16 protein-coding genes and 1 pseudogene are annotated in these 16502 nt (G+C 64.7%); 14 read left to right on the top strand and 3 right to left on the bottom strand.

Annotation, left to right across the window (positions count from 1 at the left end; translation table 11 throughout):
- Positions 1-19: 19 nt before the first annotated feature.
- The gene (locus tag ACX80C_RS11695; RefSeq protein WP_459326644.1) at positions 20-580 is read right to left on the bottom strand and encodes a tripartite tricarboxylate transporter TctB family protein; all 561 of its coding nucleotides are present in this window, start codon (positions 578-580) and stop codon (positions 20-22) included.
- A 38-nt stretch (positions 581-618) separates the two neighbouring features.
- Complete coding sequence (locus tag ACX80C_RS11690; RefSeq protein ID WP_459326643.1) at positions 619-1620, bottom strand: tripartite tricarboxylate transporter substrate binding protein; 1002 nt, start codon at positions 1618-1620, stop codon at positions 619-621.
- Positions 1621-1788: 168 nt separating this feature from the next.
- Between ACX80C_RS11690 and ACX80C_RS11685 the strand changes: the two genes are divergently transcribed.
- From ACX80C_RS11685 to ACX80C_RS11660, 6 genes are all read left to right on the top strand, one after another.
- The gene (locus ACX80C_RS11685; RefSeq protein ID WP_459326642.1) at positions 1789-2673 is read left to right on the top strand and encodes a LysR family transcriptional regulator; all 885 of its coding nucleotides are present in this window, start codon (positions 1789-1791) and stop codon (positions 2671-2673) included.
- A gap of 116 nt (positions 2674-2789) precedes the next feature.
- Positions 2790-3761: a 5-dehydro-4-deoxyglucarate dehydratase gene (gene kdgD, locus ACX80C_RS11680; RefSeq protein ID WP_459326641.1), complete on the top strand. Its 972-nt coding sequence runs from the start codon at positions 2790-2792 to the stop codon at positions 3759-3761.
- A gap of 48 nt (positions 3762-3809) precedes the next feature.
- Positions 3810-5453: an aldehyde dehydrogenase (NADP(+)) gene (locus ACX80C_RS11675; RefSeq protein ID WP_459326640.1), complete on the top strand. Its 1644-nt coding sequence runs from the start codon at positions 3810-3812 to the stop codon at positions 5451-5453.
- Positions 5450-6778: an enolase C-terminal domain-like protein gene (locus ACX80C_RS11670; protein ID WP_459326639.1), complete on the top strand. Its 1329-nt coding sequence runs from the start codon at positions 5450-5452 to the stop codon at positions 6776-6778. Before ACX80C_RS11675 ends, ACX80C_RS11670 begins: the two co-directional genes overlap by 4 nt.
- Before the next feature lie 103 nt (positions 6779-6881).
- A complete protein-coding gene (locus ACX80C_RS11665) occupies positions 6882-7841 on the top strand; it encodes an AEC family transporter (protein WP_459326638.1) in 960 nt (319 codons plus the stop codon).
- Between the two features lie 200 nt (positions 7842-8041).
- Complete coding sequence (locus ACX80C_RS11660) at positions 8042-8299, top strand: glutaredoxin family protein (RefSeq protein WP_459326637.1); 258 nt, start codon at positions 8042-8044, stop codon at positions 8297-8299.
- Here the strand turns inward: ACX80C_RS11660 and ACX80C_RS11655 are convergent.
- Positions 8296-9375 carry a GNAT family N-acetyltransferase gene (locus tag ACX80C_RS11655; RefSeq protein WP_459326636.1) on the bottom strand — a complete coding sequence of 360 codons (1080 nt, stop codon included), beginning with the start codon at positions 9373-9375 and terminating at the stop codon, positions 8296-8298. The genes ACX80C_RS11660 and ACX80C_RS11655 overlap by 4 nt on opposite strands.
- A gap of 80 nt (positions 9376-9455) precedes the next feature.
- On the opposite strand from ACX80C_RS11655, the gene ACX80C_RS11650 reads away from it, so the two are divergent.
- The 8 genes and pseudogenes from ACX80C_RS11650 to araA all read left to right on the top strand — a co-directional run bounded on the left by ACX80C_RS11650 (position 9456) and on the right by araA (position 16499).
- Entirely contained in the window at positions 9456-9740 is a 285-nt protein-coding gene (locus ACX80C_RS11650) for an ArsR/SmtB family transcription factor (protein ID WP_459326635.1), read from the top strand.
- Positions 9737-10153, top strand: a complete 417-nt coding sequence (locus tag ACX80C_RS11645) for a VOC family protein (RefSeq protein ID WP_459326634.1) — start codon at positions 9737-9739, stop codon at positions 10151-10153. The genes ACX80C_RS11650 and ACX80C_RS11645 overlap by 4 nt, the downstream gene beginning before the upstream one ends.
- Positions 10154-10166: 13 nt before the next feature.
- On the top strand, positions 10167-10784 hold the full coding sequence (locus tag ACX80C_RS11640; protein ID WP_459326633.1) for a GyrI-like domain-containing protein: 618 nt from the start codon (positions 10167-10169) through the stop codon (positions 10782-10784).
- A gap of 24 nt (positions 10785-10808) precedes the next feature.
- A complete protein-coding gene (locus ACX80C_RS11635) occupies positions 10809-11855 on the top strand; it encodes a LacI family DNA-binding transcriptional regulator (protein ID WP_459326632.1) in 1047 nt (348 codons plus the stop codon).
- 72 nt (positions 11856-11927) lie between these two features.
- Positions 11928-12394 (top strand): annotated as a pseudogene (locus ACX80C_RS11630) (GNAT family N-acetyltransferase).
- Positions 12395-12589: 195 nt separating this feature from the next.
- Positions 12590-14281 (top strand): ribulokinase, encoded by a 1692-nt coding sequence (locus ACX80C_RS11625; protein ID WP_459326631.1) that lies wholly within the window; start codon positions 12590-12592, stop codon positions 14279-14281.
- Positions 14278-14997: an L-ribulose-5-phosphate 4-epimerase gene (locus tag ACX80C_RS11620; protein ID WP_459326630.1), complete on the top strand. Its 720-nt coding sequence runs from the start codon at positions 14278-14280 to the stop codon at positions 14995-14997. The genes ACX80C_RS11625 and ACX80C_RS11620 overlap by 4 nt, the downstream gene beginning before the upstream one ends.
- Positions 14994-16499 carry an L-arabinose isomerase gene (gene araA / locus ACX80C_RS11615; RefSeq protein ID WP_459326629.1) on the top strand — a complete coding sequence of 502 codons (1506 nt, stop codon included), beginning with the start codon at positions 14994-14996 and terminating at the stop codon, positions 16497-16499. Before ACX80C_RS11620 ends, araA begins: the two co-directional genes overlap by 4 nt.
- Positions 16500-16502 lie beyond the last annotated feature (3 nt).

Here is a 16502-nt window from a genome sequence, read left to right as displayed (position 1 = left end):
ATCCTTTGGTCCGGAAGACTTAGAACAGGTGGGGGATCGAAGTCCCCAGGGCGAGGATGAAAATCGCGTAGAAGGCCGCGACGACCACCACCGAGTAGATGGTCGCCGACCGCCACGTTTCACCGCCAAGGAATTTCATCCAGACGAAGCACAGCAGCAGGGACGGAATTTCGAAGCCGATGACGGGCATCAGCGCGACCATGGCCAGCAGGGTGACGAACCCGAATCCTGCCATCCGGGACAGAGGGGAAAACTTCTCCCCGTCCACGCCTCCGCGCCGGCCGACCAGCAGCTGCGCGAACGCGAGGACGGTGATGACGAGGCCGATGATGAACGGCCACGTCCCGGGGCTGGGGTAGCCCGGTGTGCCCAGGCTGAGACCGACGGCGATGACCATGCCTGTAACGCCGACGCCGGCCGCCACCAGTGAGGCGGCGAGGTTGGCTACCGGCCCGGCCGGCGGCGGGGACTCCGCCGCCCATTCGGCAGCGAGTTCTTCAGGCGTCAGGTCCGGTGCGTCAATGACGTCATCCTTGGCGCCGGCTTCGTCGTCGCGCTTCCGTTTCATGGTGATGCTCATTTCAGCTGATGGTCTCGGCTGGGACAAAGGGTGGCGTGCTACTCGCCGGAGAGCGAGATGTCGTATTCCTCGACAAGCGCCTGGTACTGCTCAGCGAGGGTTTCCCACTCCTCGACAACCTCTTCGCCGGATACTTCCCACGGGGTAAGGATGTTTTCCTGGTTGAAGGTCTGGTAGGCCTCCGTGGCCTGGACGGTCTCGACAGACTCCACGAGGCGTGCCTTCACATCTTCCGGCAAGCCTTTCGGTGCCGCGAGGGCTCGGTACTGCGAAACGGGAACCTCGTACCCCTCTTCGATGGCGGTCGGTACGTCGGGAAGGAATTCGCTGCGCTCTTCGGCGAACGTGACGATCGGGGTGACGGTGCCGGCCTCGATCTGGGGGAGCGCTTCGCCGAGCTGGATCGTGGACACGTCAACCTGGTCGCCCATGACGGCGGTCAGTGCCGGTGAGCCGGAATCGAACGGGACAGCTGTCCCGTCGATCTCAGCCTGGGCGAACAACACCGCCTGTGCCAGCTGCGAACCGGTGCCCACGCCGGTGGTGCCGAAGTTCAGCTCGCCGCTGCTTGCCTGGATGTCAGCGAGGGTTTCGAAGCCGGACTCCGGGCTGGCGACCAGTACGTAGTCGTCCTGGGAGAGACCTGCGATGACATCGAGGTTGTCGAGATTGACTGCCTCGTCTTCGCCGACGGCCAGCGGAGTGATGGTGATGAGCGAGGCGTTGAGGAGAATGAGATTGTGCCCGTCCGCCTCCATGCCGGCAACTTCCTTGGTGGCCAGGGCTCCGTTCGCTCCGGCCTTGTTGACTACGGGCACTGCAACGCCGAGGTCTTCGGCCATTCCTTCACCGATCGCGCGGGCGATGCGGTCCGTTGATCCACCGGCATCCTGCCCAACCGTGATGGTGACCGGGCCGCTCGGGTATTCCTCGGTGTTCGCTGAGCCGCCACCTACGTTGCCGCCGCAGGCTGAAAGCGCCAGCACGGCGGCGGAAGCGGTTGTGGCTATCAGGGTGCGGCGGGTAGGTGATGCTTTCACGGCTTGTACTCCTCGTTCGGGAACGGCGTTGTTCTTACTATGAATCTTTGCTGGGTTATGCGGACGTTCTGTGATGGCACTCACTTGCGACCCTAAGCTCGAGCTTAGGGACGGGCTATGATGCATGTCCAAGCCCATATATGCATGGAGTGATACCCGGAGGGCATTATGTTTACGCTCGACCAAGCCCGCAGCTTCGTCGCAGTCGCCGAAGAACTTCACTTCGGACGCGCGGCTGAGCGGCTCAACATGACCCAGCCGCCGCTCAGCCGGCAAATCCAGAAACTGGAGCGCAGCATCGGCGTCGAACTCTTGGAGCGGGACAACCGAAAGGTTTCCCTCACGGCTGCCGGCCGCGCCTTCCTCGCCGAAGCGCGGAAGCTGGTCGTGGCAGCGGAACGGGCGCCGACGACGGCGCGTCGCATCGCCGCGGGCAAGTCCGGCCAGCTTCGGATCGGCTTTACGGCGGCCTCCGGATTCAGCCTCCTGGGACCACTGCTCACCGAGATCGCAACGGAACTGCCCGACGTCGACGTCGAACTTCAGGAACTTGTCACCGGTGAGCAGGTGGCGGCGATCAACGACGGCGACCTCGATCTCGGGCTCGCGCGGCCGGCCTTCGACGTTGACACCTTCGAGTCGCACCTCCTCTTCACCGAGGACCTGCAGCTCGCTGTGCCGACCGGTCATGAACTCGACCGGTTGAACAGGTCACTGACCGTTGCGGACCTGAAGGGTGTACCGCTGATCATGCATTCGCCCACGCACGCCCGGTACTTTTATGACCTCGTGGTGCGGAACATTCCGGTGGAACACTCCAATGTGGTTCACACGGTCAGCCAGATTCTCACGATGGTTGCGCTGGTGGCAGCAGGCAGGGGCGTGGCGTTCGTTCCCGAATCATCCAGCCTTCTCGGCGTGGAGGGCGTCTCCTACCTGAGGCTGGCAGACATCGAGCCCGACGCCGTCGAGCTTTATGCCATCTGGAACCGGGAAATTCGGAATCCGGCGCTGGGAAGGCTGCTTGAAGTCATCAGTTGGACGGATGTGTGATGCTCGGAGTGCATCAATCCATTCAAAAATGGGCTTAGACAGGCATCATGTTCGCTTCCTAGGCTGAGAGCAGCCCCATAAACGCCGCCCGGCGATTGCCCGAAGGAAGATGCACAGTGGCCAAATACACGCCCTCCGAACTCGCCGACACCCTCAAGAACGGGCTGCTGTCCTTCCCGGTCACCGCGTTTGCGCCGGACTTGACGCTGGATGAGGACGCCTACCGGCGCCACCTGGCATGGCAGGCGAGCTTCGACGTCGCAGGCCTCTTTGCTGCCGGCGGCACCGGTGAAGGTTTCAGCTTGACCCCCGCCGAGGCATCCCGGGTGGTCCGGATCGCGGTCGAGGAAGTCGGCGACAAGGTTCCGGTCCTGGCATCCGCCGGAGGGTCAACGGCGCAAGCCGTACAGAACGCCCAGGATGCCGATGCCGCCGGCGCTGAGGGCTTGCTCCTCCTTCCGCCTTACCTCACGGAGTGCGACCAGCACGGGCTTTTCACGCACGTCAGCGCGGTGTGCTCAGCTACGTCGGTCGGTGTGATCGTCTACAACCGTGCCAATGCCATCTACTCAGCGGAGACGGTCGCGCGGCTGGCCGAGAGGCACCCGAACTTTATCGGCTTCAAGGACGCCATCGGTGATATCGAGCACCTCACCAAGGTCTACGTACGCAACGGTGACCGGCTCTTCTACCTGGGCGGTCTTCCCACCGCGGAGACGTTCGCTCTCCCGCTGTTACAGCTGGGCATGAGCACCTATTCCTCCGCGCTGTACAACTTCGCACCAGAGTTTGCACTTGAGTTCTACCGGGACGTCCGCAGGCAGGACCGCGCCGCAGTCACCGAGAAGCTCGACCGCTTCGTGCTTCCGTACCTGGAGATCCGCGACCGCGTTAAAGGTTATGGGGTTTCCATCGTCAAGGGCGGACTCAAGGCGATCGGCCGCGACGCCGGGGGAGTGCGGCCACCCCTGCAGGACCTCACCGAAGCTGACCTCGCCGACCTGTCCGCGCTCATCGACGCCGCCGGTGTCCGACCGGCCGACACCACCGGTGTCCGACCGGCCGAGGCCGCCCTGCCCGCCGTCTGAAAAACGCCGTTCGACGAACGTCTGATTCATCCCCATAAAGGAGCTCCCATGCCAACCAAGCACGCAACCCTTCAGGGCCACTCGATCATCGCCGGGCAGACTACGGCAGGCAACGGCAAGACCGTCCACGGCTTCGATCCGTCGACCAATGAAACCCTCGAACCCGCCTATTCCCTGATCGACGAAGCGCAGCTGAGGGCCGCCACCGCAGCTGCCGATGAGGCTTTCGACTCCTTCGGCAGTCTCGATCCGGAGAGCCATGCCGCCTTCCTGGACAGCATCGCAGAAAAGATCGAAGCCACCGGCGAGGAACTCGTGGCCCGCGCGATGACCGAGACCGGCCTCCCCGAGCCACGCCTCCGCGGAGAGCTTGCCCGCACCACAGGCCAGCTGCGGCTCTTCGCCTCCGTTGTCCGGCAGGGTGACCACCGCGGCGTCCGCATCGACCCGGCGCAGCCCGACCGGACTCCGCTGCCGCGTGCGGACATCCGCCAGCGCAAGGTGGCTATCGGACCCGTAGCCGTGTTCGGTGCCAGCAACTTCCCGCTCGCCTTCTCCACGGCCGGCGGGGACACCGCGTCCGCGCTCGCGGCAGGCTGCCCCGTGGTCTTCAAGGCGCACAACGCGCACCCGGGCACGAGCGAGATTGTTGGCCGCGCCATCACAGAAGCAGTGCACGACGCCGGCCTCCACCCGGGCGTCTTCTCCCTCATCTACGGTCCCGGTGCCAGTATTGGCCAGGCCCTCGTCGCTGACCCGGCGATCAAGGCGGTCGGGTTCACCGGTTCGCGGTCCGGCGGAACAGCGCTGGTCGCCACCGCTGCTGCCCGGCCCGAGCCCATCCCGGTGTACGCGGAAATGAGCTCGATCAACCCGGTGCTGTTCTTCGAAGGCGCACTGCAGGGTGACCTCGAAGACCTCGCCACGGCTTACGTCACCTCCGTCACCGGCTCAAGCGGGCAACTCTGCACCGCGCCCGGGCTGGTGTTCGTACCGTCGGGCGACGCCGGCGACAACTTCCTCGCCGCCGTCAACCGTGCGATGACGCCTGCGGCGGGACAGACCATGCTGACCCGCGGAATCGCCGATTCCTGGAATTCGGGTGTTGAAGCACTCGGTGCGCAGGACGGCGTCGAACTCGTGGCCCAGGGAGCACGCGGCAGCACCGAGAACGCACCGGCTCCCGTTGTCTACGGAACGAGTGCACCGACGTTCCTCAACAACCCGGTCCTGCACGAGGAAATCTTCGGCGCGGCGTCACTGGTGGTCCGCTACTCCTCGACGGAGGAACTGATCGCCGCAGCCAAGCGCCTCGAGGGGCAGTTGACGGCCACTCTGCACTTGACGGAATCGGATCACGCAACCGTTGCAGGCGTCCTTCCCGTCCTGGAGCGTAAGGTTGGGCGGATCCTCGCCAACGGCTGGCCAACCGGCGTCGAAGTGGGCCACGCGATGGTGCACGGCGGTCCGTTCCCCGCGACGTCTGACACCCGGACGACGTCGGTGGGTACCCTCGCTATCGAGCGGTTCCTGCGTCCGGTTGCCTACCAGAACATTCCGGAGGCGCTGCTCCCATCGCCGGTGAAGCAGGCAAACCCCTGGAAGCTCAACCGCCGGATCGACGGCACGCTCAAGCTTGCCGACGACGGCGGCGCCACCTCCGCGGTGGAAGCCACCGGGGAGGATGCGTGAGCGCCCAGCCGACTGTCGCCGTCGTCGAGGTGGTGCCCGTCGCCGGGCACGATTCGATGCTGCTGAACCTCTCGGGCGCGCACGGCCCGTACTTCACGCGCAACGTGGTGATCGTGACGGATTCCGACGGCCGCACTGGCCTGGGCGAGGTGCCCGGCGGTGAGGCGATCCGTTCCACGATCGAGGAGGCCGGCCGGATTCTCGCGGGCAAGCCGGTTGCCCAGTTCCGCAGTCTGCCGCGCTTTATCGCGTCGACGTTCGCCGACCGAGACACCGGCGGCCGCGGCCTGCAGACCTTTGACCTCCGCACTACCGTCCATGCGGTCACGGCGCTTGAATCGGCACTGCTGGATGTGCACGGGCAGTTCCTCGGCGTGCCGGTTGCCGAACTGCTGGGTGACGGGCAGCAGCGCGATGCCGTGCCGATGCTCGGGTACCTCTTCTATGTAGGCAACCCGGATTCAACCGACCTGCCGTATCTGCGCGAGCAGGATTCCGCGGATGGGTGGGAGCGCGTGCGGCGCGAGGGAGCGATGACGCCTGACGCCGTCGTACGTCTCGCCGAAGCCGCCCAGGCCAGGTACGGATTCGCTGATTTCAAGCTCAAGGGCGGAGTGCTGGCGGGAGATGAGGAGGTTGACGCCGTCGTCGCGCTGAAACAGCGGTTCCCGGACGCGCGGATCACGCTCGACCCGAACGGCGGCTGGCTGCTCGAAGACGCGATCCGGCTGGGCAAGCGCATGCAGGGCGTCGTGGCGTATGCCGAGGATCCGTGCGGTGCTGAGGGCCGGTTCTCCGGGCGCGAGGTCATGGCCGAATTCCGCCGGGCTACCGGGCTGCAGACCGCAACGAACATGATTGCCACCGACTGGCGCGAGATGGCGCACACCGTGCGGGTCAACGCCGTCGACATTCCGCTGGCTGATCCGCATTTCTGGACGATGGCCGGCTCGGTCCGCGTGGCGCAGCTGTGCAACGAGTTCGGGCTGACGTGGGGTTCGCACTCGAACAACCACTTCGATATTTCGCTGGCCATGTTCACGCACGTCGGTGCGGCGGCGCCGGGTGAGATTACGGCGCTGGACACACACTGGATCTGGCAGGACGGGCAAGGACTCACCAGGGATCCGTTGCAGATCCAGGGCGGCGAAATCCGGGTTCCTTCCGCGCCTGGTCTCGGAATCGAGCTGGACCGAGCCCGGCTTGACGAAGCACACGCACTGTACCTGGAGCACGGGCTCGGCGCCCGCGACGACGCCGCCTCGATGCAGTACCTGATTCCCGAGTGGACGTTCGATCCGAAGAGGCCCTGCCTGGTCCGCTAGCCCGTTCTGTTTCTCATCGACTCTCCAATAGGTGACCTTTTGGGACGTCAAACGGTCACCTATTAGAGAGTCGATGCAGGGTTTGAACATGTGAGGAGTGTTCGTGGAGGGGGTGCTCCTCGGTTTCGGGATTGTGCTGACGCTTGTGGTCGTGGGCGTCCTCGCGTCGATCCTCCTGCCAACGCACACTCCCGCCATGGAGCGCGGCCTCACCCCGGTGATCTTCTACATCACCAACCCGGCCCTGATGTTCGTCCTGCTCGCCGAAACCGAACTCGGCGAAGTTCTCAGCATCTACACACCCATTGCGCTGATCGTCGCCGCCGCTGCCAGCGGACTTTACGCGCTCGCGAGCCGATTCCTCCTGAAGCGCGGCGCAGCCCAGACCGCATCCGGCGCGATGGCAAGCTGTTACGTCAACGCCGGCAACATCGGCATCCCGATCGCGCTCTACGCCGTGGGCACCTCCACCCCGGTGGTCTCCGTCCTGCTGGCCCAGTTGCTGGTCATTGCCCCGGTTTTCCTCACCGTTTTCGCGTGGTGCGGCAGGAAAACGACGACGACGGCGGCAGCCCGCTCCGGGGCACCCGCACCGACGCTTGGGCGGACCGTCCTTCGCTCAGTAGCGAATCCGGTCACTATCGGCGCGGCTGTCGGCGCGCTGTTTTCGGTGACCTCACTGACGCTGCCCGAGGTGCTCTGGACACCCATCGAGATGCTGGGCCAGGCGTCCATCCCGCTGCTCCTGGTGGTTTTCGGTATGAGCCTGCGCGGGCAAAGGCCGCTGGCGCAGCGGAGCCTGCGGGCCGACGTCGTACTTGGAACGGTTGTGAAGCTTGCCGTGATGCCGGTCATCGCGTGGTTGGTGGCGTACTACCTGTTCGCGGTTGAGGGAACGGCGCTACTGGGCGTGGTGGCAATGGCTGCGCTGCCGACCGCCCAGAACGTGTTCCTGTTTTCGTCCCAGTTCGGGCTGAAAGTGACGCTGGTCCGCGACATCATCCTGGTCAGTTCACTGCTGGCCTTGCCCGCGGTGCTGCTGGTCGCGCTGTTGCTGGGCTGAGGCTCGCGCTGGGGCCGCGTCCGGCTCGCCATCGTCGTTGATTCCGCTTAGGTTTGAGCCGGTTCTGCGGCGTGTCTCCCGCGACACGCCGCTGATTCGGCTCTCGCGTCGTCGAACCTGCACGGAATGGGTGACGACGACGGAGCGTCAGTCCGCTTCGCCCGCGAGCGGCGTGCTGAACCCGCCCGTACGATGGAGCCATGACGGCAGACAAAGTTATTCGCATGTACGGAGCCGATTGGTGCCGCGACTGCATCCGCACCAAGAAGCAGCTCGATGGACTCGGGATCAGCAACGAGTACATCAATCTCGTGGAAACGCCGGACGCCGCCGAAGAGGCGCGGAACATCTCCGGCCGCACCAACATTCCGGTAGTGGTGTATCCCGACGGCACACACCAGGTTGAGCCGTTGAACGCCGAGGTCGAGGCGAAATTGAGCGAACTGCAGCTGCTCTAACTGTCGAGGGTTTTCTCCCAGCCGCCCTCAGAGCCCACGGCACGAAAGCCGAGCGCTTCGTTGACGCGGAGCATGGGCCGGTTGTCCTCGGCGTTGAAGGTGTAAACGATCTTCGTTTGCGGCCCTAACCGTTGCAGGTTCGCGGCCTTGAGCAGCATGCCGAGGGAGAATCCCCGGTGCTCGGAGATCACCAGGGTGTCCTCCTGTGCAGCCGCGCCCCCGACGTCGGCCGGCAATGAGATCTCTGTGAACCCGACTAGGCTGCCTGATGGCACATGCAAAACCGCAGCGGTGAGCAGTTCGCGCCCGCTTGAGGTTTGGTCCTGATCCCGCCTGATAATGCGGGTCTCGTCCCAGGCGTCGACCGTCCGCTTCAGCCCGGCGGACGGGTCATCGAGGCTCATCGCGGTTTTCAGGCGGGCGAAATCCGTCAGGAATTCGGAAGGCGTCGCTCCAGTCCATAGTTTCAGCTCATAGTCCGGCCCCGCGATCCGCTCCGCGTTGTGCTGGTGTGCCGTGAGCTCGCGCGAATCTTGCCCTGCCTCGAGGAAACTGACCCGTTTGATTTGCTTCAGCCTGTATCCCCGGATGATCAGGAAACGCACTCCGGGATCGGTCGCCGGCACACTGCCGAATCCACTTGAGGCTGCTACCGACGGTCCGCTTGTGTGGGCGGTATGCAGTACGGCGCTTTGGATGATCGGGCGGCCCGCCTGACGGGAAATGTCCTCAAGTTGATCCAGCATCGCGGATCCGATTCCCTGACGTCGGTAGGCGCCGTCTACTTCCACATTCACTGAGCTGGTGCTACTCCCGACCGCGGCCACCCACGACAGGATTGCGCGGGCAACAATGGTGCCGCCGTCGTGCGCCACGAAGAGGCGGCGGGGCTTGTACGGGTTCTGGAATCCGGGCAGGAGTTCGGCGGCTGAGTAGGAGAGGATGCCGCTGCCGAGTATCCCGGTTTCTACCCGGTTGCGCACTTCAACCATCGCCTCGAAAGCGGAAGCTTCGGGGCTCCCCATGCTCGAAGGGATCGTCAGTTCGGATATGGAGAAGCTGCTGCGCGCGTTCATTCGGCAACTCTAACAAGCCATTGGGACATCTCAATCGGAGGATCTTGATATGCAAGCAATGACTTGCCTATTATGTAACCATGGCCGACATTTTCCGGGCGCTCGACGACGAGACGAGACGCGTCATCCTCGATGAGCTGTCCGCACGGGATGGCCGAACCCTGTTCGAAATCTGCTCCGTACTTGCCATGCGATACGGCCTGAGCCTGACGCGCCAGGCTATTTCGCAGCACCTCGCCGTACTCGAATCGGCGGACCTGGTCACGTCCGAAAAACGCGGACGTTCCAAGTTTCACTACTTCAACCCCGAGCCCCTCGCTCAAATCACCGGCCGGTGGCCCGTCAGAAAGAAGACCGAATCATGAAAATTGCACTGACAAGCCTGTTCGTCGACGATCAACGGGCTGCCCTCGCCTTCTATACCGACGTCCTGGGCTTCATGAAGCACCACGACATCCCGCTTGGGGAGGACTATTGGCTCACAGTGGTCTCGGCGGAGTCGCCGGATGGTCCAGAATTGCTGCTCGAGCCTGCGAAGCACCCCGCCGTGAAGCCCTACAGGGACGCCCTGGCAGAGGACGGCATCCCGCTGGCCCAGTTCGAGGTGAAGGACATCCATAGCGAATACGCCCGGCTCACCAGCGCGGGCGTCGTCTTCACGCAGCCGCCGGTGGACATCGGCACCGCCGTCGTCGCTGTCTTCGATGACACCTGCGGCAACCTGATCCAACTTCTCGAAGCGAAGCCCAACAAGCACGACGACGACGACGGCCGCTGAGTTGGGCGCGGCCGTGGAGTCCTTCGACATCAAGAAAGATCGGAAGGACCTCTACGCGCCTAGGCGCAACGTTTTCGACACGGTTGATGTGCCGGAGATGGCGTTTCTCATGGTCGACGGGCATGGTGATCCCAATACAGCCGGCAGCTACCGGGAGGCGATCGAGGCGTTGTATACCGTCTCCTACGCAGTTCGCGCCGTCGCGAAGAAGAGCCTCGAACGGGTGCATACCGTCGCGCCGCTTGAAGGGCTGTGGTCCGCGGAAGATCTGGAGGTCTTCCGCACCCGCGAGAAGAGTGCGTGGGACTGGACCATGATGATCGCCCAGCCTGACTGGATCACCCGCGAAATGGTTGACGAGGGGCTGTCCACCGCGCAGAAGAAGCAGTTACCGGCGCTGAACCTGGTTCGCTTCGAGCGCTTCGCGGAAGGTCGCAGCGTGCAGACTCTGCATGTGGGCGCTTACGACGACGAAGGGCCGGTGCTCCAGCGCCTGCACGAGGAATTCCTGCCTGCACAGGGTCTTGTACAGACCGGGCGTCACCACGAGATCTACCTGTCGGACGCACGCAAGGTCCCGCCGGAGAAGCTGAAGACCATCCTGCGCCAGCCGGTCGGGCCAGCTCGGTAGAGGTGATCAAGTACGGTATCTGGTGTGACCGTGAACAGTAAGCCGCCGTCGTCGTCGGGTGCACAAGCGGGCCAGCGCGCACGCGCGGCGAACATCCGCGACGTCGCGCGGGCCGCAGGCGTCTCCCACCAGACGGTCTCGCGGGTGATTAACGGCCACCACAGCCTGCGGGACGAAACACGGCAGCGCGTGCTTGACGCCATGGAAGCGTTGCAGTTCCGGCCCAACCGCGCGGCGCGATCGCTGGTGACGAGCCGCTCCCGCATCATCGGCGTCCTGATGACCAACGGCGCGTACTTCGGGCCATCCTCAACCCAGGCGGCGATCGAATCGGCGGCAGCCAGCGCCGGCTACCTTGTGGACACGGCAACGCTCACGTCGCTCGACGAAGCCGCGTTCAGTGAGGCGTTGAGCCGGCTGGTGGATCACGCGGTCGAGGGCCTGATCATCCTGGCACCGCAGGAAACCACACTGCAGCAGCTACAGCATTTCTCGATCAACCTGCCGATGGTGACAGTCCATTCCACTTCCCCGGCTGATGATCATGGGCTCTCCGTTGACCAGGTCGCGGGTGCGCGGCTCGCCACCCGACACCTGCTGGAGCTCGGGCACCGGGACATCGCGCACATTGCCGGACCGGACGGGTGGGTTGAATCAAGGGAAAGGATCCGCGGCTTCAAGACCGAAATGGCTGACTGGGGGCTGACGCCGTCGCAGATCCTGACCGGCGACTGGACTTCGGACAGCGGGTACCGGATCGGCAAGAATCTGGTTGCGGGCAACCCGCCGAGCGCCGTCTTCTCCTCCAATGACCAGATGTCGCTCGGCCTGATCCACGCCTTCCGCGAGGCGGGATTGCGGGTTCCGGAGGATGTCAGCATCGTCGGTTTCGATGATGTGCCCGACGCCGCCCACTTCGCCCCGCCGCTGACAACCGTTCGCCAGGACTTCCCCGAGCTCGGCCGCCGCTGCGTGGCGCATCTACTGGCGCAACTGGGCGCGCCGGCCCAGGAAGAACCACGCACTGTGGTGCCGGAGCTGATCGTCCGGCAGTCCACCGCCTCGCACTAGCCGACGTTACGAGGCCGAAATACTCCGCGCCTACGATGCTGCCCGTAGCCACCTGAGCCAGGAGCCGACGTCGTGATCACCATCGAAATTGACAGCACTGTGCAAGGCGATGTCCAGCAGTTGCTCAATGAGCACCTGACGGACATGTTCGCCACCTCTCCCGCCGAGAGCGTCCACGCGCTGGACCACTCCGCGCTCAGGCACCCGGACATCACCTTCTGGTCCGCCCGGGAAGATTTGCTGCTGCTTGGCTGCGGTGCGTTGAAGCGCCTCCCGCATGGCGCCGGCGAGATTAAGTCCATGCGCACGGCGGAAGCTGCGCGGGGCCGCGGCGTGGCAACCCTCATCCTCAAGCGGATCATTGCCGAAGCGCACGAGCGAGGCTATGAGCGATTGTTCCTCGAAACCGGTACCAGGACTTCTTCGCGCCGGCCAGACGCCTGTATGCGCGGCACGGCTTCGTGCCGTGCCTGCCCTTCGCCGGCTACACCGAGGACCCGCACAGCACCTTCATGAGCCTTGAGCTGGGCGGACGCTGATCGTGTGATGGGCTATCCCATCGAAACGGCCGGTTCAGTGGGCATGTCTAGACATACCCACTGAACCGCCGAGTTCGCTGGGATATCCCGACCGGCAACGCGGTAAAGACGCCGAAACCTTGACAGTATCCCAGCACCAAGTCCTATGATGTGAACGGTCACATTCGCAATGACAGAACAAGACAATGAGGTCCCGTGAGCACACTCCCACCCAGCGACGCGCAGTATGCCATCGGCGTCGACTTTGGCACCCTGTCTGGCCGCGCCGTCGTCGTCCGCGTTTCTGACGGCACGGAACTGGGTTCCGCCGTCTTCGACTATCCCCACGCCGTCATGGACAACACGCTCGCCGCCACCGGTGAGAAGCTGCCGCCGGAGTGGGCGCTGCAGGTGCCCTCGGACTACGTTGACGTGCTGCGCAATGCCGTTCCGGAAGCGGTAAGGGAAGCGGGCATTGACCCCGCGCAGGTCATCGGCATCGGCACGGACTTCACGGCCTGCACCATGGTCCCGACCACGGCGGACGGCACCCCGCTCAACGAACTTCCCGGATTCGAGACCAGGCCGCACGCCTATGTGAAGCTCTGGAAGCATCACGCCGCGCAGGGCCAGGCGGACCGCATCAACGCCCTCGCCGCGGAACGCAAGGAAAAGTGGCTGGCACGCTATGGCGGACTGATTTCCAGCGAGTGGGAGTTCGCCAAGGGACTCCAGCTCCTCGAAGAGGATCCCGAGCTGTACGAGCGGATGGACCACTGGGTTGAAGCTGCCGACTGGATCATCTGGCAGCTCACCGGTCAGTACACACGCAACGCCTGCACCGCCGGCTACAAGGGCATCTACCAGGACGTGCAGTATCCCGGCCGCGAGTTCCTCGGCGCACTCAACCCGGACTTCGCGGGGTTCGCGGAGGAGAAGGTCGAGCACGCTATCGGCGCTCTCGGCTCCAGCGCCGGAACCCTGAGCTCAGAAGCCGCCGCGTGGACGGGACTGCCGGAGGGCATCGCCGTCGCCGTCGGGAACGTGGACGCGCACGTAGCCGCACCCGCAGCGAAGGCGACGACGCCGGGACAGATGGTCGCGATCATGGGCACCTCCACGTGCCACGTCATGAACTCGGACAGGCTGGCTGAGGTGGCGGGCATGTGCGGAGTTGTCGACGGCGGCATTGTCGACGGTCTCTACGGTTACGAAGCCGGACAATCCGGGGTGGGCGATATCTTCGCGTGGTTCGTGGACAACCAGGTTCCGGCGTCGGACGTTGAAGCCGCCGCGGAGGCCGGCGTTTCGGCGCACGAGCACCTCACCGCACAGGCCGAGAAGGAGCCCGTGGGTGGGCACGGATTGATCGCCCTGGACTGGCATTCAGGCAACCGCTCGGTGCTGGTGGACCACCAGCTTTCTGGAACCGTCGTCGGCTTGACGCTGTCCACCAAAGCCCATGAGGTGTACAGGGCTCTGCTGGAAGCTACGGCGTTCGGCGCGCGCAAGATCGTCGAGACGTTCAACGCGTCCGGCGTACCGGTGACCGAATTCGTGGCGGCCGGCGGCCTGCTCAGGAACAGGTTCCTGATGCAGACCTACAGCGATGTGCTGCGGATGCCTATTTCCACGATCGGCAGCGACCAGGGGCCCGCGTTGGGGTCGGCCATCCACGCCGCCGTCGCTGCAGGCGCCTACCCGGATGTCCGGGCTGCCAGCGAAGCGATGGGGAGCGTGAACCGCGCCGCGTACACCCCGGACCCGGACCGGGCGGATGCCTACGACCTGCTCTACGCCGAATACGAACAACTTCACGACTACTTTGGTCGCGGCTCCAACCAGGTCATGCGCAGGCTCAAGGAGCTCCGCCGGGCCGCCTATTCACAAGCGACGGTCAACGCATGAGTTCTTTCAGCCCACGCGAAACAGACGCCATCAACGCCGTCCGCCGCGACGTAGCGAAGCTGCACGCAGAACTGGTCAAGTACAACCTCGTGGTGTGGACCGGCGGCAACGTCTCCGGCCGCGTTCCCGGCATGGACCTGTTCGTGATCAAACCCAGCGGCGTGCTTTACGAGGACCTCACCGCCGAGAACCAGATCCTGTGCGATCTGGACGGCAACGTCATGGCAGGTACCCCTGGCTCGGAACGCTCGCCGTCCAGTGACACAGCCGCGCACGCCTACGTTTACCGGAACATGCCGCGCGTCGGGGGAGTGGTGCACACGCACTCGACCTATGCGACGGCGTGGGCTGCCCGCGGTGAAGCCATCCCGTGCGTCATCACCGCAATGGCGGATGAGTTCGGCGGCGCAATCCCGGTTGGCCCGTTTGCGATCATCGGGGATGATTCCATCGGCCGCGGGATCGTCGATACCCTCACTGGGCACCGTTCACGGGCGGTGCTGATGCAGAACCACGGTCCCTTCACCATCGGCAAGGACGCGCGCGACGCCGTGAAGGCCGCCGTCATGCTTGAGGACGTAGCCCGCACCATCCACATCTCGCGCCAGCTCGGGGACCCGCTGCCCATAGAGCAGCGCCACATCGAATCCCTCTTTGACCGCTACCAAAATGTGTACGGGCAACCGTCGCCCGCCAGAACCGGAGTACCCTCATGAGCCTGCAGACCACCTTGGACCGCTACGAGATCTGGTTCCTCACCGGCAGCCAGGACCTCTACGGCGAGGAAACCCTGCGGCAGGTCGCTGACCAGTCCCGGCAGATTGTGAAGCAGCTCGACGGGCTTCCTGTGAAGGTGGTCTGGAAGCCCACCTTGAAGGACTCGGCGTCCATCCGCCGCATGGCGCTCGAGGCGAATGCGAGCGACAACACCATCGGCGTCATCGCCTGGATGCACACGTTCAGCCCTGCGAAGATGTGGATCGCGGGCCTCGATACGCTCCGCAAACCGCTGCTGCACCTGCACACCCAGATCAACGTCGCGCTGCCGTGGGCGGACATCGACTTCGACTTCATGAACCTGAACCAGGCCGCCCACGGCGACCGCGAGTTCGGTTACATCCAGACGCGGCTGTCCGTTGCGCGGAAGACCGTTGTCGGGCACGTCTCCAACCCGGCTGTGCGGGAGCAGATCGGCACCTGGTCGCGGGCCGCCGCCGGCTGGGCTGCAGTCCATGAGCTGAAGGTTGCACGCTTTGGCGACAACATGCGCAACGTCGCGGTCACCGAAGGGGACAAGACCGAGGCCGAGCTCCGCTTCGGCGTCTCCATCAACACGTGGGGCGTCAACGACCTGGTCGAGGTTGTGGAGAGCCAGTCCAACGCCGACATTGACGCCCTCGTTGCGGAGTATGAGGAAACGTACGACGTCGTCCCCGAGCTTCGGCGCGGCGGGAACCGGCATGAGTCCCTCCGCTATGGCGCGCGCCAGGAGCTGGCGTTGAAGTCCTTCCTCGAGGGCGGCTCCTTTGGCGCGTTCACGACGACGTTCGAGGACCTGGGCGCGCTCCGCCAGCTTCCCGGACTCGCGGTGCAGCGCCTCATGGCGGCCGGTTACGGGTTCGGTGCCGAGGGCGACTGGAAGACCGCCGTCCTGGTCCGTGCCGCGAAGGTGATGGGTGCCGGCCTGCCCGGCGGCGCCTCGTTGATGGAGGACTATACGTACCACCTGGTGCCTGGGGAGGAGAAGATCCTCGGCGCGCACATGCTGGAAATCTGCCCTACGCTGACAACTTCGAAACCGACGCTCGAGGTGCATCCGCTGGGGATCGGCGGCAAGGAGGACCCCGTCCGGCTGGTGTTCGACACGGACCCGGGGGACGCGGTCGTCGTCGCCATGTCCGACATGCGCGACCGCTTCCGCCTGACTGCCAACGCCGTCGAGGTGGTGCCGCCGGATGCGCCGCTGCCCAACCTGCCCGTTGCGCGGGCGGTGTGGAAACCGGAGCCGGACCTCGCGACGTCGGCCGCCGCCTGGCTCAGCGCAGGCGCAGCACATCACACCGTGATAAGCACCGCCGTCGGGCTCGATGTTTTCGAGGACTTCGCCGACATCGCCGGCACCGAACTCCTGCGAATCGACAGTACGACGACGGTGCGGGAGTTCCAGCGTGAGCTGCGGTGGAACGCGGCGTACTACCGGCTGGCGCAAAAACTGTAGATC

Source organism: Arthrobacter tecti, assembly GCF_054511355.1.
Note: the sequence above shows the minus strand (reverse complement) of the source record. Positions and strands in the feature narration are given on the sequence as shown.